15 protein-coding genes are annotated in these 17,717 nt (G+C 72.3%); 4 read left to right on the top strand and 11 right to left on the bottom strand.

Annotated features, from left to right (window positions below; all coding sequences use genetic code 11):
• Nucleotides 1-11: 11 nt before the first annotated feature.
• Nucleotides 12-839 carry an SDR family NAD(P)-dependent oxidoreductase gene (locus RCR19_RS35515; RefSeq protein ID WP_331268852.1) on the bottom strand — a complete coding sequence of 276 codons (828 nt, stop codon included), beginning with the start codon at nt 837-839 and terminating at the stop codon, nt 12-14.
• A 194-nt stretch (nt 840-1,033) separates the two neighbouring features.
• Between RCR19_RS35515 and RCR19_RS35510 the strand changes: the two genes are divergently transcribed.
• Nucleotides 1,034-1,921, top strand: a complete 888-nt coding sequence (locus RCR19_RS35510; RefSeq protein WP_331268851.1) for a helix-turn-helix transcriptional regulator — start codon at nt 1,034-1,036, stop codon at nt 1,919-1,921.
• 220 nt (nt 1,922-2,141) lie between these two features.
• Here RCR19_RS35510 and RCR19_RS35505 read toward each other — a convergent pair whose 3' ends face one another.
• Nucleotides 2,142-2,909 carry an SDR family oxidoreductase gene (locus RCR19_RS35505; protein ID WP_331268850.1) on the bottom strand — a complete coding sequence of 256 codons (768 nt, stop codon included), beginning with the start codon at nt 2,907-2,909 and terminating at the stop codon, nt 2,142-2,144.
• A 264-nt stretch (nt 2,910-3,173) separates the two neighbouring features.
• Here RCR19_RS35505 and RCR19_RS35500 point away from each other — a divergent pair, with 264 nt between their 5' ends.
• Both RCR19_RS35500 and RCR19_RS35495 read left to right on the top strand, forming a co-directional pair.
• Nucleotides 3,174-3,746 (top strand): helix-turn-helix domain-containing protein, encoded by a 573-nt coding sequence (locus RCR19_RS35500; RefSeq protein ID WP_331268849.1) that lies wholly within the window; start codon nt 3,174-3,176, stop codon nt 3,744-3,746.
• Nucleotides 3,747-3,835: 89 nt separating this feature from the next.
• Nucleotides 3,836-4,549, top strand: coding sequence for a GNAT family N-acetyltransferase (locus RCR19_RS35495; RefSeq protein ID WP_331268848.1), 714 nt, complete (start codon nt 3,836-3,838; stop codon nt 4,547-4,549).
• Nucleotides 4,550-4,805: 256 nt separating this feature from the next.
• Here RCR19_RS35495 and hypE read toward each other — a convergent pair whose 3' ends face one another.
• The 9 genes from hypE to RCR19_RS35450 all read right to left on the bottom strand — a co-directional run bounded on the left by hypE (nt 4,806) and on the right by RCR19_RS35450 (nt 14,607).
• A complete protein-coding gene (gene hypE, locus RCR19_RS35490) occupies nt 4,806-5,885 on the bottom strand; it encodes a hydrogenase expression/formation protein HypE (RefSeq protein ID WP_331268847.1) in 1,080 nt (359 codons plus the stop codon).
• The gene (hypD, locus tag RCR19_RS35485) at nt 5,878-7,002 is read right to left on the bottom strand and encodes a hydrogenase formation protein HypD (RefSeq protein ID WP_331268846.1); all 1,125 of its coding nucleotides are present in this window, start codon (nt 7,000-7,002) and stop codon (nt 5,878-5,880) included. The genes hypE and hypD overlap by 8 nt, the downstream gene beginning before the upstream one ends.
• On the bottom strand, nt 6,999-7,307 hold the full coding sequence (locus RCR19_RS35480) for a HypC/HybG/HupF family hydrogenase formation chaperone (RefSeq protein WP_079050640.1): 309 nt from the start codon (nt 7,305-7,307) through the stop codon (nt 6,999-7,001). Before RCR19_RS35480 ends, hypD begins: the two co-directional genes overlap by 4 nt.
• A gap of 56 nt (nt 7,308-7,363) precedes the next feature.
• Nucleotides 7,364-9,757 carry a carbamoyltransferase HypF gene (gene hypF, locus RCR19_RS35475; protein ID WP_331268845.1) on the bottom strand — a complete coding sequence of 798 codons (2,394 nt, stop codon included), beginning with the start codon at nt 9,755-9,757 and terminating at the stop codon, nt 7,364-7,366.
• Nucleotides 9,754-10,515 carry a hydrogenase nickel incorporation protein HypB gene (hypB, locus tag RCR19_RS35470; protein WP_331268844.1) on the bottom strand — a complete coding sequence of 254 codons (762 nt, stop codon included), beginning with the start codon at nt 10,513-10,515 and terminating at the stop codon, nt 9,754-9,756. Before hypB ends, hypF begins: the two co-directional genes overlap by 4 nt.
• 3 nt (nt 10,516-10,518) lie before the next feature.
• Complete coding sequence (locus tag RCR19_RS35465; protein ID WP_331268843.1) at nt 10,519-10,914, bottom strand: hydrogenase maturation nickel metallochaperone HypA; 396 nt, start codon at nt 10,912-10,914, stop codon at nt 10,519-10,521.
• A 176-nt stretch (nt 10,915-11,090) separates the two neighbouring features.
• The gene (locus RCR19_RS35460) at nt 11,091-11,633 is read right to left on the bottom strand and encodes a hydrogenase maturation protease (RefSeq protein WP_331268842.1); all 543 of its coding nucleotides are present in this window, start codon (nt 11,631-11,633) and stop codon (nt 11,091-11,093) included.
• Nucleotides 11,630-12,874 (bottom strand): hypothetical protein, encoded by a 1,245-nt coding sequence (locus RCR19_RS35455; RefSeq protein ID WP_331268841.1) that lies wholly within the window; start codon nt 12,872-12,874, stop codon nt 11,630-11,632. Before RCR19_RS35455 ends, RCR19_RS35460 begins: the two co-directional genes overlap by 4 nt.
• The gene (locus tag RCR19_RS35450; protein ID WP_331268840.1) at nt 12,871-14,607 is read right to left on the bottom strand and encodes a hydrogenase maturation protein; all 1,737 of its coding nucleotides are present in this window, start codon (nt 14,605-14,607) and stop codon (nt 12,871-12,873) included. Before RCR19_RS35450 ends, RCR19_RS35455 begins: the two co-directional genes overlap by 4 nt.
• Nucleotides 14,608-14,920: 313 nt before the next feature.
• Here RCR19_RS35450 and RCR19_RS35445 point away from each other — a divergent pair, with 313 nt between their 5' ends.
• Complete coding sequence (locus RCR19_RS35445; RefSeq protein WP_331268839.1) at nt 14,921-17,707, top strand: SpoIIE family protein phosphatase; 2,787 nt, start codon at nt 14,921-14,923, stop codon at nt 17,705-17,707.
• The last annotated feature ends 10 nt before the right edge of the window (nt 17,708-17,717 follow it).

Below are 17,717 nucleotides of genomic sequence, written 5' to 3'. Positions count from 1 at the left end.
GGGCTGCCCGGTCAGACGGCCCGGCCGAGCGGGGCGGGTGCGAAGGACTCCCAGCGGTCGAGCTCGGCGAGGCGGGAGCGCAGCGACTCCCGGATACCCTCGACGGCGTCTGCGCCGACGGCAAGGCGCAGGGGCGGCTCCTCCATCGCCACGACCGCCATGACCGCGTCCGCCACGGTCTCGGCGTTGCCGAACGCCGAGGGGGGCAGCGACGAGAAGTCCGCGAGGAACTTCCCCACGGTCGGTGCGTACACGTCGTGCGGGGCGACGACATCAACACGGGCGGCGAACTCGGTGGCGAAGACGCCGGGTTCGACGATCGTCACCTTCGCACCCGTGGGGGCGAGTTCGTGCGCGAGTGCTTCGCCGGCCAGTTCCACGGCGGCCTTGGAGGCCGAGTACAGACCCGATGAGGCCCACGCGAACTGGCCGTTGAGCGAGGAGATCTGGACGATACGACCGCGGGATGCGCGCAGCGCCGGGAGCGTGGCGCGCAGGACGGCGAGGTTGGCCAGCACGTTGGTCTCGAAGATCGCACGCGCCTTGTCCGCGTCGATCTGTTCGACCGGTCCGAACAACCCGTAGCCGGCGTTGTTCACCAGGACGTCCAGCCCGCCCGCCGCCTGCACCGCGTCGGCCAGGACCTGTTCCGCGTCGGGCGCGGTGATGTCCAGCGGCAGCTCGGTGACGTGCCCCTCGGTGGCGCTGTCCGCCAGTTCGGCGAGCCGGTCGCTGCGGCGGCCGACGGCGATCACGTGTGCTCCGGCGGCGAGCGCACGCTCGGCGACCAGCCGGCCGAAGCCCGAGGTCGCACCGGTGATGAGCCAGGTCGAAGTCATGAGGGGATCTCCTTGTGGAGGGCCGTGCGGTGCGCACGGCGAAGTGGGATGCGGGAGCGCGAGGTGGGCGTCCCGCATCCCAGCAAACCGCCGGCGGACATCCATGACGGCCATGGAACCGGCCCGCCCCTTCCTGGGATCCGGAGGGCCACCTTCGCCGCCACATGCGCGTCGGCGGGAGGGACCATGGGGACATGGAGCGGAACGAAGGGCTCGGCGAGTTCCTGCGCGCCCGGCGCGCGGCGATGGATCCGGAGGAGCTCGGCCTGCGCGATGTGGCGCCGCGACGGGTCCCCGGGCTGCGCCGGGAGGAACTGGCCGCGCTGGCCGGCGTCAGTGTGGACTACTACACGCGTCTCGAACAGGGCAGGCCCATCAGCCCCTCGGACTCCGTCCTCGACGCCCTGGCGAACGCCCTGCGACTCGACCCGGCGGAACGCAGCTACCTCAACGCGGTGGCGCGCCCGCGTCCCGGTGGGCGCCACCGTGGTCACCGTGCCGTGCAGAAGGTGCGTCCCGGGGTCCACGCGCTCCTGGCTCGGCTCGAGGGCACCCCGGCCCTCGTGCTGGGACGTCGCACCGACATCCTGGTGACCAACCGGATGGCCCGTGCCCTGCTCCACGACTTCGACGCGATGCCCGTCCGGAACCGCAACGCCGCTCGCTGGATGGTCCTCGACGAGGCGGCGCGATCACTCTTCGCCGACGGCTGGGAGAGGGTCGCCTCCGAGTTCGTGGGCACGCTGCGCATGGATGCGGCCCGCCATCCCGACGACACCCGCACCGCCGAGCTGGTGGGCGAGCTGTCCATGAAGAGCGATCCCTTCCGCCGCTGGTGGGCCGCACAGAAGGTGATGCAGTTCAGCCATCACACCAAGCAGATCCACCACCCGGTGGTGGGCCGTCTCACCCTCCACACCGAAACACTGGCCTTCCCCGGCGACCCGGACCTGACCCTGCTCACGTTCCTCGCCGACCCCGGCTCACCCTCCGACGAGGCACTGACGGTGCTGTCCGCATGGGCCACCGACCAGAGCAGCGCTGGGAGCGGCGCGTCGGCCCGCGCCTTGCCGCTCGAGTGAGCCGACGGCCCGCTCGCCGCGAGCAGGCCCCGGCCGCACGGCGACACATGAAAGCGGTCGTCGAGACAGCACGGTACGCGCGGACCGGCACCTCTCACGTCGTCCCGGACTCGCCACCGCGCATCCCCCGTCGAGAACCGCGGTGGCGCCGGCGTGCGGCCGGGTGCCTCCGGTGAGATGTCCCCCCCTCGAACCGGAGGCACCCGGCCTCGACCGGTCGCTACCAATCGATCCCGGCCAACCTGAACGGCTCGCTCTCGGGCGCCTCCTTGCGCGCCTTCAGTGCTCGCTCGGCGGGCATTCCGGCGGGCACACGCAGGGGAGGCTCGGGCCGTTCGACCGTGTCGGCCACGACCGCGGCCACCTGCTCGGAGGTGATGACCTCGCCGCGCAGAGCCGCGAGTTGGCGATACAGCGGGGCGTAGGGGCTGTCCTGCTCGACGAACGTCCGAGCCTGCTCGGCGCCGTTCGTGGACACCGCGCCGGGCTGCACGATGCTCACCTTGATGCCGAAGCGGCCCGTCTCGATGGCGAGTGTCTCGGCGATTGCCTCCAGCGCCCACTTGCTGGCGCCGTACGGGCCGATCATCGGCAGCACCAGTCGTCCTTGGATGCTGGAGACGAAAACGAGGCGGCCGGATCCTCGTTCCCGCATCGCCGGCAGCACAGCCTGCGCCACTCGCAGCGCGCCCAAGGTGTTGAGCCGGTAGAGCCGTTCGACCTCCGCGAGCGGAACACTTTCCAGCGGTGCGCGCACCGTCGCACCGGCGTTGCTGATCAGCACATCGATCTCGCCGGCGTCCTTGACGGCCTGGTCGACGCTTGCCTGATCGGTGACGTCGAGGGGCAGACGCTGGTCCACGGGGAGATCCGCCAGGGTTTCGGGCCGGCGAGCGGTGGCGATCACCCGATGACCACGATGTGCCAGTTCGACGGCGATGGCCCGGCCGATTCCTCTGGACGCGCCGGTGATGAGCACGGACGACATGGGAGTTCTCCTCGTCGATCGATTCGGTGCTTGTGTGCCCGGCTCCGCGGTGACGTCGGAGCCGCATGTCGAGCCCGTCGGATCCCGGGGGCACGGCCGGTGATCCAGCGGGAAACCCCGAAGCAGCAGCCGTCGGCGTGCGCGCTGAACGCGCAGGCGCCCACATGGATCCCACGACCCCCGGGATGCCAGTTCAGTCAGTGAACCAGGCCAGCGTAACACCGTCAGTTCAGTGAGTGAACTGCACGAGGTAAACTTCGGGGCATGACCCTCCCCAGCACCTATCCGGACCGCAACTGCTCGCTTGCGCGGACATTGGAGGTCGTCGGAGAGCGATGGACACTCCTCATCGTCCGTGACGCGTTCTACGGGGTCCGCCGGTTCGGGGACCTCGCCACCCAGCTCGGGATCCCTCGTGCCGTCCTGACCAACCGGCTGAAACTCCTCGTCCGGGAGGGAGTACTCACCCGGGACGACGACGGAGCGGGAACCGTCGAGTACCTGCTGACCGACAAGGGCACCGCCCTGTGGCCGATCGTGCGCGCCATGATGGCCTGGGGGGACGCCTTCTACTCCCCGGCCGGGGCGAAGCGCGACCTGCGCCACGACCGAGACGGGGGCCTGCTCGACCACGACGGGCGCTGCGAGCAATGCGGTGCAGCGGCGCCGGTCCCGGAGATCCGCATCGAACCGGGCCCCGGGTACCAGGCGGGGGACTCCCCGCTCGATCCCGTGTCCGCCATGCTCAGCGGGTCGCGACGGCTTCTCGAACCGATCGCGATCCCGAGTACGCGCCAGGCCGACGAACGTGGCGGCGGCACCGATGCCGGTCGTTGAGCGCGGTCGGCACACCGTCCCGTCATCTGCGCACGGCGACGACCGCCGGGGCGCGATCCATACCCGTTGTCACACGTGAGGACACCGAAGTGCCTTCGCATCCGTTGGACAATTCGATCCACTCGGCGCTGAGCGGGCCGCACGCCCACTTCGCGCAGCGGCGCGGCAACGCACTGCGCTACCCGGTCGACATGTCACCGTTCACGGCGCTGCCGGACCGCCCCGATGAAGCCGACTGGAAGGACCTGGCGGCGCTCACCGGCCCCGGCGCGCGGGTCGTGCTGAGCGGCCCTGCCGTGCAGCCGCCGGACGGCTGGGAGGTCAGGGCGCTCGTCCCCCTGCTGCAGTTCGTCGACGACGGGATCGCCGCCGCACCGGACGAGGAGGCGGTCCGCCTTCGTCGGACGGACGTTCCCGAGATGCTCGCTCTGGCCCGACGCACCGAGCCGGGCCCGTTTCTGCCACGGACGATCGAGATGGGCACATATCTGGGTATCCGGCACGGCGGTCGACTGGTGGCCATGGCCGGCGAACGGCTGCACGTGCCGGGTTGGACGGAAATCAGCGGGGTCTGCACCGATGCGGGATGGCGAGGGCGAGGGCTCGGGACACGTCTTCTCCTGGCCGTCGCGGCCGGCATCCGGGAACGCGGCGAGACTCCGTTTCTCCATGTGCTGTCGTCGAATGAGAACGCCGTCCGCCTGTACGAGTCCCTCGGCTTCCGGCTTCGCCTGCGCACCGCGAACCTCGTCCTCACCTCGCCCGCTTCTCCGGAGCCGAGTGAGGTCGGCGACGAGCCGTGAGCCGGCATCGGGCCCTTGCGGCCATGGATCGAGCGCCGATCCGGTCGTGCCGGCCGCAGGCGCCGAAGGGGTAGCGGCCGGTACCGGTACTCCTCCGGCCCTCCCCCGCCGCCTGCGCCAGGCGGCAGGGGAGGCCTTGGGCCGGGCGGCCTCGGCGCGCGGCCGGACCGCGATCCAGCTGAGGCCGGCCGGTCACATACGCGATGACGTCCGCCGCGGAGGACGCGCGGAGTTGTGGGCCCCCGGCCGACACCGATCAGCAGATCCTCGGCAACTGCTCCCCGATCGGCATGTCCACCACGCGTGTACCGCCGAGGCCGGTGCGGGCCACCACCATGCCCGGATGGACCGCCACCGCCTCGCCGATGATCCTGGACTCCAGGCCCAGGGGATGGGCGCGCATGGCCTCCAGGACCGCGTCGGCGTGCTCGCGCGGGACGAACGCCACCAGTTTTCCCTCGTTGGCCACGTACATGGGGTCAAGGCCCAGCACGGCACAGGCACCGGCCACCGCCTGCGGGACCGGGATCTCGCGTTCCGTGACGACCACCCCCGTGCCCGAGGCCGTGGCGATCTCGTTCAGTGCCGCCGCCAGGCCGCCCCGGGTGGGGTCGCGAAGCACGTGCAGGTCCGGGGTGACGGCGAGCATGGTCTCCACCAGTCCGCCGAGGGCCGCGCAGTCGCTCTCGATCTCCACCCCGAACTCCAGGCCCTCGCGAACGCTCAGGATGGCCACACCGTGCACGCCGATCGGACCGCTGACGATCACCACGTCCCCCGGGACCACCCGCTGCGGGCGCAGGTCCACTCCGTCGGGGATGAGGCCGACACCGGCCGTGTTGATGAAGATCCCGTCGCCGTGGCCCGCCTCAACCACCTTCGTGTCGCCCGTCGCCACCTCGACCCCGGCCACTCGCGCGGCCCTGCCGAGCGCGTCGGCGACCCGGGCGACGCGTTCCATCTCGACGCCCTCCTCCAGAATGAACCCGCAGGAGAGGTAGGACGCGCGGGCACCGCTCATGGCGAGGTCGTTGACCGTGCCGTTCACGGCGAGATCGCCGATGCTGCCGCCGGGGAAGAACATCGGTCGCACGACGAAGGAGTCGGTGGAGAACGCCAGCCGGACACCGCCGAGCGACAGGGCTGCGGAGTCGCCGAGCTGGGCGAGCGCGTCCCCGCCGAAGGCGGGGGCGAAGACGTGCCGGACCAGCTCGGCGGAGAGCGTCCCGCCCCCGCCGTGGCCCATCACGATGCGGGACTGGTCGCGCAGCGGAGCCGGGCAGGTCCAGGCCGCCGGGTCCACGGACGGTGTGGTCAGGTCGATCGTGTCAGACAACGGAGGTCGCCTCCCGGGGCGCTGGGGTGAGGTCCAGGCGCCGGTAGAGGTAGTACGCGGCGCAGGCGCCCTCGCTGGAGACCATGGTGGCTCCGAGCGGGGTGCGGGGTGTGCACAGGGTGCCGAACGCCTCGCACTCGTGCGGCTTGATCAGGCCCTGGAGGACCTCGCCGCTGCGACAGGCGTCCGGTTCACGGGTCTTGATGTCCTCGACCGAGAAGCGGAACTCGGCGTCGAAGTCGCGGTACTCGGCGGACAGGCGCCAACCGCTCGCCGGGATCACGCCGATGCCCCGCCAGGCGCGGTCGGTGACCTCGAAGACGTCCGCCAGCATGGCCTTGGCGGCCAAATTCCCCTCGGGGCGCACGGCGCGCGGATAGGCGTTGTCGACGGTGTGCTCGCCGCGCTCCAGCTGGGCCACGGTGCGACGTACGCCTTCGAGGATGTCCAGGGGCTCGAATCCGGTGACGACGATCGGGACGCGGTGGCGCTCCGCCAGCTCCGGGTACTCGTCCACGCCCATCACGCTGCACACGTGACCTGCGGCGAGGAACCCCTGTACCCGGCAGCTGGGGGACCGCATGATCGCCTCGATCGCGGGGGGCACCCGCACATGGGAGACCAGCAGGCTGAAGTTGGGGATGCCGAGCCTGCGCGCCTGGTACACCGTCATCGCATTGGGCGGCGCCGTCGTCTCGAAGCCGATGCCGAAGAACACCACCTGCCGGTCGGGGTTCTGCTGCGCGATCCTCAACGCGTCGAGCGGCGAGTAGACGACGCGTACGTCACCGCCCTCGCCCCGGACCTGGAACAGGTCCCGTCCGGTGCCGGGTACACGGAGCATGTCCCCGAACGAGCAGAAGATCACGCCGGGCCGGGAGGCGATCTCCAGCGCCTTGTCGATGACCTCCAGCGGGGTCACGCACACCGGGCAGCCCGGCCCATGGATCAACTCGACCTGCTCAGGAAGCAGTTGGTCGATGCCGTGACGGATGATGGAGTGCGTCTGCCCGCCGCAGACCTCCATCAGCGCCCAGGGTCGGGTCACCGTGGCATGGATCTCGTCGAGCAGGCGTCGGGCCAGCTCCGGGTCCTGGAATTCGTCGATGTACTTCACTTCCGCGCCTCCTCGTGCGAGGGCGGAGGCGTTCCCGCCGCCTCCGCGGCCATGTCCCAGGGATCGCCGAACTCCTCCTGCAGCATGCCGAGGGTCTCGAAAAGTTCGAGCGTCTGCTTGGCCGACTCCTCGTCGAGGCGCTGCAGGGCGAAGCCGACATGGACGATGGCGTACTCGCCGACCTGAAGGTCGGGCAGGTACTCCAGGCACACCTCCTTGACCACGCCGCCGAAGTCGACGCTGGCCATCCGCGTGCCGTCGCGTTCCTGGATGTCCAGCACTCTGCCGGGTACCGCAAGGCACATGGGCCTCTCCTCGCTGATGGTGGTGGGGCGTAGCCCGGCGCTGCCCGGGCGGTCGGTCAGTCGGATCCCGTCGCGGCGCGTGCGGCCACCACGAGCTGGCCGAGGGCCAGTCCGCCGTCGCCCGGCGGGACCTGGTGGTGGCGCAGCACCGTGAAGCCGTCCTCGCGCAGGACCTCGGCGCAGGCCGAGGAGAGCAGACAGTTGAGGAACACACCGCCCGTCAGGGCGACGGTGTCCACACCGTGCCGCTCGCGCGCCAGGACGCACAGCTGGTGCACGAGGCCGGTGACGGCCCGGTGGAAGCGGGCGGCGACCGGAGCGGGGCCCACACCGGAGCGCAGGTCCGCCGCGATCGCGGCCAGCAGGGGGGCCGGGTCGGCGAGCACCGGACCACCGTCCGCCGCCGGTGGGCGAAGGGCGAACGGGTACGCCGTGCGGTCCCCGTCCGGTGCGAGCAGCGCCGCGGCCTCCAGCTCCACGGCGGCCTGGGCCTCGTACCCCGCCCGATGGCACACACCCGCCAGGGAGGACACCGCGTCGAAGAGGCGGCCCATGCTCGAGGTGGGGACGCAGTTGAGGTCGCGCTCCAGCTGGCGTTCGAGAACGCGCAATTCGCCCGGCGGGCACGCGGTCACGCAGGCCAGTTCGGGCGACCAGTCGATCCGGGCCGTACGCAGATGGGCGAGCGCCATCCGGTAGGGCCGGTGCACCGCGGCGTCGCCGCCGGGCAGCGGTACGTAAGCCAGGTGCGCGAACCGGGTGAAGCCGTCGTAGTCGGCGAGCAGGAACTCCCCGCCCCACACCGCCCCGTCGTCGCCGTAGCCCGTGCCGTCGAAGGCGACCCCGATCACCGGGCGGCCGCCGTCGAGACCGTTCTCGGCCATGGCCGCGGCGATGTGCGCGTGATGGTGCTGGACGCGGACGAGGGGCCGGCCCGCCGTGTTGCGGGCGGCCCACCGGGCAGAGCGGTAGGCGGGATGCGGGTCCGCCGCCAGCAGCCCGGGCCGCACCGGGGTGATCGACTCCAGTTGAGCCACGGCGCGTTCGAAGGCCCGCTGGGTGGCGAGGTCGTCCATGTCGCCGATGTGGGAGGACAGCCAGGCCCGTCGGCCCTCGCCGAGGCAGAAGACGTTCTTGAGGTCTCCCCCGACGGCGAGGGCGGGGCGCACGGGGACCGGAAGCGCGATCGGCAGGGGCGCATATCCCCGGGCGCGGCGTACGACCAGCGGCCGACCGTCGCACACGCGCACCACGGAGTCGTCGCAGGGCACCTGGATCGGCCGGTCGTGGGTGAGCCAGGCGTCGGCCAGATGCGCCAGCCGTGTCAGTGCCTCGCCGTCGTCGGTGACGATGGGTTCGCCGGACACGTTGCCGCTGGTCATGACGAGCAGCCGGGGACCCGCGGGGTCACCGGGCAGCCCGAACAGCAGTTGGTGCAACGGGGTGTAGGGCAGCATGACACCGAGGTCGGGGCTGCCGGGTGCCACAGCGTCGACCGGGTGGGGCCCCTGTGCCGGGAACGGCGGGTCAGTGCGGCGGCGCAGCAGCACGATGGGACGGGTTCCGCCGGTGAGCAGGTCGCGCTCCTCGGGGCCGATCCGTACGACATGCTCGATGTCGTCGGGGCTCCCGGCCATGAGCGCGAACGGCTTGTCCCCCCGGGCCTTGCGGCGGCGCAGCCGGGCGACCGCGACGGGGTCGGTGGCGTCGCACGCCAGGTGGTAGCCGCCCAGTCCCTTGACTGCGAGGACCGCGCCGCTCGCCAGGAGCGCGCGTGCCCCCGCGACGGGGTCCGTCTCCGCGGACGGCAACGGTGGCCCGTCGCCCTGCGGCGGTGGGACCAGCAGCCGCAGCCGCGGCCCGCAGGCGGGGCAGGCCACCGGCTGGGCGTGGAAACGGCGGTCGGCCGGATCGGCGTACTCGCGGGAGCAGTCGGCGCACATCGGGAAACCGGCCATGGTGGTGTGCGCCCGGTCGTAGGGCAGGCCGGTGACGATCGTGAACCGCGGGCCGCAGTGGGTGCAGTTGACGAACGGGTGACGGTGCCGACGGTCGGCGGGGTCGGCCAGTTCACGCAGGCACGCGGCGCAGGTGGCGGTGTCCGGCGGGATCAGGGTGCCTCCGGGACCGTCCGTGCGGGACGCCAGGATGGCGAATCCGGTGTCCCCGCCGACGACGGGCATCTCCTCGTGCTCCACGGCGTCCACGCGGGCCAGGGGCGGTACGTCCACGGCGATGCGTTCGCAGAACCGGACGACCGCCTCCGACGGGCCCTCGACCTCCGCGACGACGCCCTCGGGCGTGTTGGTCACATGCCCGGACAGCTGGAGCGCGGTGGCCAGGGAGTAGACGTACGGCCGGAAGCCGACGCCCTGCACCACACCCCGCACGGTGACCCGGCGGCGCTGCGGCGCGCGGACGCCGACGGCCGTCGGCGGGACACCGCTCACGAGTGGGGCTGCGTCAGAACGCCGGCGCCGTCGGCGTGGTCGTGGGTGTGACCGTGGCCGTGGCCGTGTGGCTCACGGGCCATGACGGGCGCGTGCACGGGAGCGCCGTCCGCGGCGGCCAGCGCGCGGTCGAGCAGCGTACCGAGCCCCAGGCCGCGACGGGCCGAGGTGAGCACCACCTCCACGCCGGGGTTGACCCGCTCGACGTTCGCCCGGAACTCCGCCTCGTCGAACTCGACGGCCTCGGCGATGTCGGTCTTGGTCACCACCACCAGGTGGGCGAGGCCGAAGGCCGTCGGGTACTTGAGCGGCTTGTCCTCGCCCTCGGTCACGGAGGCGAGCACGACCCGCAGGGTCTCCCCCAGGTCGTACGAGGCCGGGCAGACGAGGTTGCCCACGTTCTCCACGAACAGAAGCCGGGCCGCGTCCGGCAGCCACCCCTCCAGATGCCGGGCCAGCATGCCCGCCTCCAGATGGCACAGCCCGTCGGTGAGGATCTGCTTGACCGGGACGCCCGAACGTGCGAGCCGCGCCGCGTCGTTCTCGGTGGCGAGGTCGGCGGTGAGCGCCGCGACCGGCACGGAGCGTTCCCGCGCCAGACCCAGCTCCCGTTCCAGGAGGGCGGTCTTGCCGCTCCCGGGGCTCGACAGCAGGTTGACGACGGTCGTGCCGCGGGCGGCCAGGCCGGCCCGCAGGGTGTCCGCGGCCCGGTCGTTCTTGGCGAGCACGGCCTGCTTCAGGTCCACCACACGGCACATGGTTCAGCGCTCCTCTGGGATCGGTTGGGCGGTGGGAACGGGCGTGCGGCCGTCCTCCCACTGCACGCCGACGATCTGCAGTTCACGGCCCGACAACAGATCGGTGGCTCCGCCGTCGCACAGGGGGCAACTCAGCAGGGGCGGCATACCGACCGCCCATTCGTGCGCGCACGGCGTGCACCGGGCCCGTCCGGGCACCGTGTCGGTCACCAGCTCGGCGCCCTCCAGCAGCGTCCCGGCACAGGCGAGTTCGAAGCAGAAGGACAGGGCATCGGGTACGACACCGGCCAGTTCGCCGACCTGGAGCCGCACCGAGCGCACCGCCGTGACGTCCCCGGCCCGCTCGGCCGCCTCTTCCACCTGGCCGATCACCGCCATCGCGATGGACATCTCGTGCATGGCTCTCCGTCCCGGCGAACCCGGGCTCCCGCCGTGTGGGGCGAGGCGTGCGTGCGCGGCCCGCCGGGCTCCATTAGAGGCGAGGCACCACGGTCCGCCGGACCGGCACGCCGTGGCCGCCCGGCCGCGTACACCGTTCGCCGCAACCGCGACGCCCGGCCGTACGCCGGGTCATCTCATCGCTCCAGGGCCCCCGGCGCAGGCGCGTGGCGTGGCCCGGGCTCTCCGGAGCGCAGCAGTTCTTCGATGACCCGGACGGCCTCCGGCACCGCCGCGGACACCGAAGGGCTCAGGCCGATGCGCTCCTCCACAACGGCGGGTTCGCACCCCACCACCAGCGTGCGCCGTGGCGGTCGGGCGCCGGTTCCGGCGCAGAGCGCGCCGAGCAGGCCGAGTACGGCGTCGGGCGTCATCCGATGGCCGTCGAGCGGCACGGGCTGCGCACCGTCCGTCTCCGCGACGTCGTGCTCGATGACGTACACCGTGCCGGGCTCCCCGCCGCGCCGGGTGGCGTCCACCAGGATCAGGGTGTCGTAGCCGTCGAGGAGCTGGTAGGCGAGGTGCACCCCCCGCACCCCGATGTCCAGCAGCTCCACGCCCTCGGGCAGGTCGCGCTCCTTCAGTGCGCGCACGGCCTCCACGCCGAAGCCGTCGTCCCCGAGGAAGATGTTGCCGATACCGGCGACGAGGACCGGGCCCTCGTGCGGGCAAACGCTCATGCGTCGTCCTCCAGTGGTGTGACCTCGTCGGGCCGGAAGTAGAGGAAGACCCCCTGTTCCCTGCGGATCTCGGCACCGGGGTCGTCCTCGACCGTCACCGCCAGGTGCACCGAGCCGTCGACGTCGTTCAGCACGGCCTCGACGGTGGCGGTGCGGCCCCGCAGGAAGAAGTCCTGGGCGTCGGTGCGCCGCAGGCCCGGGTTCAGCAGCACCCGGCACCCGGCGACCACGTGCCGGCCGTTCACCACAACCCGCTCGGGTGCCGGGGCGGGGCCGGAGCCGGTCGCCTCTCCCGGCTCCCGCCATTCGGGGGGCGCTGAGTCGGTCGTGGCGAGGACCGCGTCGAGGTCGGTGGCCTCGAGCCCCGTACGGCGGGTGTGCGGACCCACCACCGGGTGGTCCCCGAGAATGACCGGGGAGGACAGCATCACGTCCGCGCGGCCGGGTTCACCGGCGAGCACCGGCCAGGTGTGCAGATTGCGGCAGGCCGCGCTCACGCCTCGCGCCCACTCGGGCGGTTCGGTCATCGACAGGAACGACCCGGCGCTGAGTCCGATGAGCAGGTGGGTGGCGACCAAGGAGTGCCGCAGAGCCGCGTCGCGGTCGGTGTTGCCGTTCTCCTCGGGGGTCCAGGAGCCGGTGTTCTCGACGACCGCGGTCAGCCGCATCAGCCGGTAGGGCCCCTCGATGCGGCGTGCCGCGAGCCGCAGTACCCCGCCGATCTCCTCGTGCCGGAAGATGCGGTGACCGACGACGCGGCCGTCCTCGTCCCGGATCGGCTCGCTCTCCTCGCCCGCCGCGCGGACGAAGGGGATCGTGATCCCGTCGCCCTCGGCGAGTCGGTCCACCGCCACAACCGCCTCGACGCGTTCCTCGGTGCCCCCGGCCGGAGCGGCCGGCGACTCGCCGCCCGGTCCGCGCCCGGGCGCGGTCTGCGAACCGCCGTCGGAACGGGTCGGTTGCGCAACGGAACGCCGGGCGCGCAGGAAGCGCAGCTCGACCGCCAGGGTGGCACCCGTACCCGGCTCCATCAGGCATTCGGTGTGCTGGAAGTCGTACTCGTCGTCGTCGGCGTTCCAGGCCGGTGGCACAAGCACGCCGAACTGCCGGCGCAACCCGTTCCTGGCGGCGGAGGCGCGGTACGGGTGGAGCGGCGAGCCCTCGAAGAGCACGGCGTCGGCGACCTGCCGGGCGAGGGCGAAGCGCGCCTCGGTCTCGGGGGTGAACGAACTGACGCTCACGGCGTGGTCCTTCCGGTGGCCGCGCTCCCGAACCGGAACGGTTCCGCCGTCGTCCGGCCGCCCGTCGCGCGGGCGAGGTGCGGGGGTGTACACGTCGCCTTCTCCTTGTGGACGAAGGCGCGCCTCAACTCGTGATAGGGGGCGGCGGGGTCGTGGAAGACCCGGTGCATCTCGGCGAGCTCCCGTTCCCGGAAGGCGGACAGCGGCTCGACGCTCTCCTGCCGGTCCAGTTCGGCCTTCTTCGCCGCGATACGCGTGCGGGTACCCGGCAGGGACACAAGTCGCGCCGCCATCCGGCCCACCTCGGCCTGGAAGTCCTGCGGCCGGCAGTCGACGACCCGGTCGACGAGTCCCAGTCCGCAGGCGCCGGCGGCGCTCGTCGGCAGTGCCTCGCGCCGGAGTCGGTCCGCCGCGGCGGCACCCACTCGACGGGGAAGCGTGTAGGTCCAGTACTCCGAGCCGGTCAGGCCCATCAGTCGATAGTGCGGGTTGAGGACGCAGCCGCCGCGGCACCACACCTCGTCCGCGGCCAGGGCGAGCATCACCCCGCCTGCCGCCGCGTTGCCCGCGAGCGCGGAGACCACCAGCCGGTCCGTGGTCCTCAGAACGGCCTCGACCAGGTCGTCGATGGCGTTGATGTTCGCCCACGACTCGGCCGCAGGATCCTCGGCGGCCTCGATGACACCGAGATGGATCCCGTTGCAGAAGAAGTCGCGTTGCCCGCCCAGCACAAGCACCGACGTCGGACGCGTACACGCCTCCCGGTACGCGTCCAGCAGGCGCCGGCACTGCGTGGTGCTCATCGCGCCGCCGGGAAAGGAGAACGACAGGAAACCGACACTGCCCTCCTCCCGGTAGCGGATGTCCGTCCAGGTGCGCCATCCCGGCTCCGGCAGCGCGGGCAGACGCGGCACGGGCGGCAGCAGGTCGCCGAGGGCGCTCACGGCAGGACGTCTGAACGTGGACGGCTGCCCCGGACGACGCCGGCGGCGCAGCTCGGGAATCCACACGGCCCCGTCCGTGGTCGCGCGGCAGATCGCCCCGACGCGGGTGGCCAGCAGTTCCCCCGGTGCACCGCACAGGACGTCCTCGGGGTGGCCTCCGTGCAGGTACCACTCCTCGCCGAGCAGCGTGTCGAGCACACCGGGCTGCGAGTCGGCCGCGCGCAGCTTGCGCACCACGGTCTCCGTGGAGTCGGCGTGCCAGTCGATCCGGCGCACGCTCTGATCGAGGTACGGCCGGGCCCGAGAGGTGTCCTGCCGGACCGGGGTGTGGGTACCCGAGGCGAAGCGCTCCACGGCGAGCAGGACGGCCGCGAGTGCCGCGTCGGCGATCTCGTTGCGGTACAGATCGCTCTTGGGCACCGGAGGAAGAGGACACGCGACGGACGCCCACACGTCACCGGCGTCCATCTCCTCCACCGCCTGCAGGACCGTCACGCCCCAGCGCTCCGCGCCCTCCTGGATCGCCCAGTCGAGGGAGGACGGCCCCCGGTCCCCCACCGGGCCCGGGTGGACCACGAAGCACGGATACGTCTCCCACACCTCGCGGGGGATCGCCGTCCTCAGCATCGGAGCGAGGACGAGCTGCGGCGCGTGCCGTCGTACGGCGTCCGCCAACGAGCCGTCAGGAAGGGCGAGTTCCACCGTCACGAGGTGGCCCCGGTCACGCAGTTCGGCATGGACGCGCTGGGTCAGGCTGTTGAACGCGCTGGCCACGAGCAGAATGTGCACGACAGACCCCCGACGGACGTGCGGCGAACGACGGTGCGGGCGCGGTGGTCCCGCCGAGTGCGATGGTGTAGCACACCCACGCGCCCCGTTCGCAGAAAGGCTGCCGGTTCACCCGAAAGCGGGTTTCGAAGCGCCACTCGGGCCTGAGGTCCCGTGCGAGTGAGTAGGGGCCCGGTGGCGCACGGTCGAGGGACCGCTCGCTCCCGGCCCGTGAACCCCGCACGGCCCTGGCGCCGTTCGTGGCCGCCGGAACCGGCCGACGGCGCATGTGACGCCCCTCGCCTCCCGGGGCCCGGCAGTGTAGACATGGCACATGGTCCGGCTCCTGCGTCGAACCGGGACTCGGTCGACCCGTCCCGGCGATCCGCGTGCGCACCGCCCCGCCCGAGCGCCCGAGAACGACGCCCGGCACACATCGCAGGGGGAACGCCCTGGCCCCGGGCGGCAGTCGCGCCCCCCGTGGTCGGACCCCCGCGCCGGACTGCAGACGGCACTGGGCGGACGCAGCGTCGCCGGGCAGGTCTTCTTCCTGCAAGTGGTCATCGTTCTGTTGCTGGTGGTGTCCGCGGTGCTGGCTCTGGTGCTGCAGGTGCGGCACGACACCACGCAGGAGGCCCGCAACCGTTCCCTCGCCGTCGCCCAGTCCTTCGCCAACGCGCCGGGCACACGGGAGGCGCTGAGCGGCCCGGACCCGACAGCGGTGCTGCAGCCACGGGCCGAGGCGGCCCGCGAGGGGTCGAGGGTCGATTTCATCGTCGTGATGAACACCGAGGGGATCCGCTACACGCACCCCCGGCCGGACCGCATCGGCAAGAAGTTCGTGGGGAACATCGCGCCGGCGCTGGCCGGTGGCACCGAGGTCGAGGAGATCGACGGCACCATCGGCCGGCTGGTGCAGGCAGTGGTACCGGTCAAGGCACCGGACGGCGACGTCGTGGGCCTGGTGTCCGCCGGGATCACCACCGAACACGTGGGCGGCGTCGCCGACCGGCAGCTGCCGCTGGTGCTGGCCGCGGCCGCCGCGGGACTCGCACTCGCCACGGCGGGGACGGCGCTCGTCAGCAGACGTCTGATGCGCCAGACGCACGGTCTGGGACCGCGCGAGATGACCCGGATGTACGAACACCACGACGCGGTGCTGCACTCCGTCCGGGAGGGGGTGATCATCGTCAGCGGTGACGGCGACCTGCTGCTGGCCAACGACGAGGCGCAGCGTCTGCTCGATCTGCCGTCGGACGCCGAGCGCCGGCAGGTGACCGAACTCGGCCTTCCCACCGATACCGCCGAGCTGCTGGCGTCCGGGCGGGTCGCCACGGACGAGGTGCATCTGGTCGGGGACCGGCTGCTGGCCGTGAACCAGCGGCCCACGGATCTGGAGGGAGGGCCGCCCGGCCATGTCGCCACCCTCCGTGACTCGACCGAACTGCGCGCCCTGTCCGGCAAGGCGGAGGAGGCACGGGAGCGCCTCACCCTGCTGTACGACGCCGGTGTGGGCGTGGGGACCAGCCTGGATGTGACCCGCACCGCCGAGGAGCTGGCCGCGCTGGCCGTGCCCCGGTTCGCGGACTTCGCCACCGTGGACCTGTTCGAGGCGGTACTGCACGGCGGGGAACCGGAGGCGGCCGGCGGGCTGCGTCGCGCGGCGTTCAGCGGGATCCGGGACGATCCGCCCCTGTATCCGGTGGGCGAGCGGATCCGCTTCGTCGAGACCTCCCCCCAGGCCCAGGCCCTCGCCGGCGGCCCGGCCACCGTCGAGCCATGCCTCGCCGAGGCGCACGGATGGCTGGCTCAGGACCTCCAGCGCTCCGCGCAGGTCGTGGAGTACGGCATCCACTCGATGATCACCGTGCCGGTTCGGGCCGGAGGGCTCCTGCTGGGGGTGGCCAACTTCTGGCGTTCCGAGAAGCCCGGCCCCTTCGACGAGGAGGAGCTGGCTCTGGCGGAGGAGCTGGTGGCCCGGGCCGCGGTATCGATCGACAACGCGCGCCGGTACACGCGCGAGCACGGTCTCGCGGTGACCCTGCAGCGCAGTCTGCTGCCGCGGAAGCTGCCCGAACAGGGCGCCCTGGACATCGCCTACCGCTATCTCCCGGCGCGGGCCGCGGTGGGCGGTGACTGGTTCGACGTGCTGCCGCTGTCCGGCACCCGGGTGGCGCTGGTCGTCGGTGACGTGGTGGGCCACGGGCTGCACGCGGCGGCCACGATGGGGCGGCTGCGCACGGCGGTGCACAACTTCTCGGCACTCGACCTGCCGCCCGACGAACTCCTCGGCCTGCTGGACGAACTGGTGGGCAGGATCGACCAGGACGAGGCGGCCGAGGGCGGCGCACCCGTCACGGGCGCGACCTGCCTGTACGCGGTCTACGACCCGGTGACCCGACGCTGCGCCATCGCCCGCGCCGGTCATCCACCGCCCGCCGTGATCCGGCCCGACGGCCGGGTGGAGTTCCCAGAGGTGCCCGCCGGTCCGCCGCTCGGCCTCGGGGGACTCCCCTTCGAGACGGCCGAACTGGAGCTGGAGGAGGGCAGCCGTATCGTCCTCTACACGGATGGGCTCATCGAGGGCCGCGGACAGGACATCGACGCCGGATTCGAGCTGCTCGGCGCCGCCCTGGCCGGATCGGGACCCTCACCCGAGGAGACCTGCCGGGCCGTGCTCGACGCCCGGCTGCCGCACCGTCCGAGCGACGACGTCGCGCTGCTCGTCGCACGCACCCGGGCCCTGCCGGCCTCCCACGTCGCCCAGTGGGAGGTGCCGCAGGATCCCGCGGCCGTCGGCGAGGTACGCGCGGCGGTGACACGGAAGTTGACGGAGTGGGGGCTCGAGGAGCTGTTGTTCACCACGGAGCTCGTGCTCAGCGAGCTGGTGACCAACGCGATCCGTTACGGAAGCGCGCCCGTCCGCGTACGTGTGCTGCGCGACCGCGCTCTCGTCTGCGAGGTCTTCGACGCCAGCAGCACCTCGCCGCATCTGCGGTACGCGGCGATGACCGACGAGGGCGGGCGCGGGCTGTTCCTGGTCGCTCAGCTCGCCGAACGCTGGGGGACCCGCTACACGCCGACGGGCAAGGTCATCTGGGCCGAACAGCCGCTGCCCTGAGGCCGATCGT

It is taken from the genome of Streptomyces sp. WAC07094, assembly GCF_036320405.1.
In the GTDB taxonomy this organism is placed as follows: Bacteria; Actinomycetota; Actinomycetes; order Streptomycetales; family Streptomycetaceae; genus Streptomyces; species Streptomyces lannensis.
This window is presented reverse-complemented; position numbering and strand designations above follow the sequence as displayed.

Bases quoted from the DNA above. Each gene is read 5' to 3' on its own strand.
- RCR19_RS35500 (WP_331268849.1), top strand. From the start codon at position 3,174: ATGACCCTCCCCAGCACCTATCCGGACCGCAACTGCTCGCTTGCGCGG.
- hypB (WP_331268844.1), bottom strand. From the start codon at position 10,515: ATGTGCCGTGTGGTGGACCTGAAGCAGGCCGTGCTCGCCAAGAACGAC.
- RCR19_RS35505 (WP_331268850.1), bottom strand. From the start codon at position 2,909: ATGTCGTCCGTGCTCATCACCGGCGCGTCCAGAGGAATCGGCCGGGCC.
- RCR19_RS35445 (WP_331268839.1), top strand. From the start codon at position 14,921: ATGGTCCGGCTCCTGCGTCGAACCGGGACTCGGTCGACCCGTCCCGGC.
- RCR19_RS35510 (WP_331268851.1), top strand. From the start codon at position 1,034: ATGGAGCGGAACGAAGGGCTCGGCGAGTTCCTGCGCGCCCGGCGCGCG.
- RCR19_RS35480 (WP_079050640.1), bottom strand. From the start codon at position 7,307: ATGTGCCTTGCGGTACCCGGCAGAGTGCTGGACATCCAGGAACGCGAC.
- RCR19_RS35465 (WP_331268843.1), bottom strand. From the start codon at position 10,914: ATGCACGAGATGTCCATCGCGATGGCGGTGATCGGCCAGGTGGAAGAG.
- RCR19_RS35515 (WP_331268852.1), bottom strand. From the start codon at position 839: ATGACTTCGACCTGGCTCATCACCGGTGCGACCTCGGGCTTCGGCCGG.
- RCR19_RS35460 (WP_331268842.1), bottom strand. From the start codon at position 11,633: ATGAGCGTTTGCCCGCACGAGGGCCCGGTCCTCGTCGCCGGTATCGGC.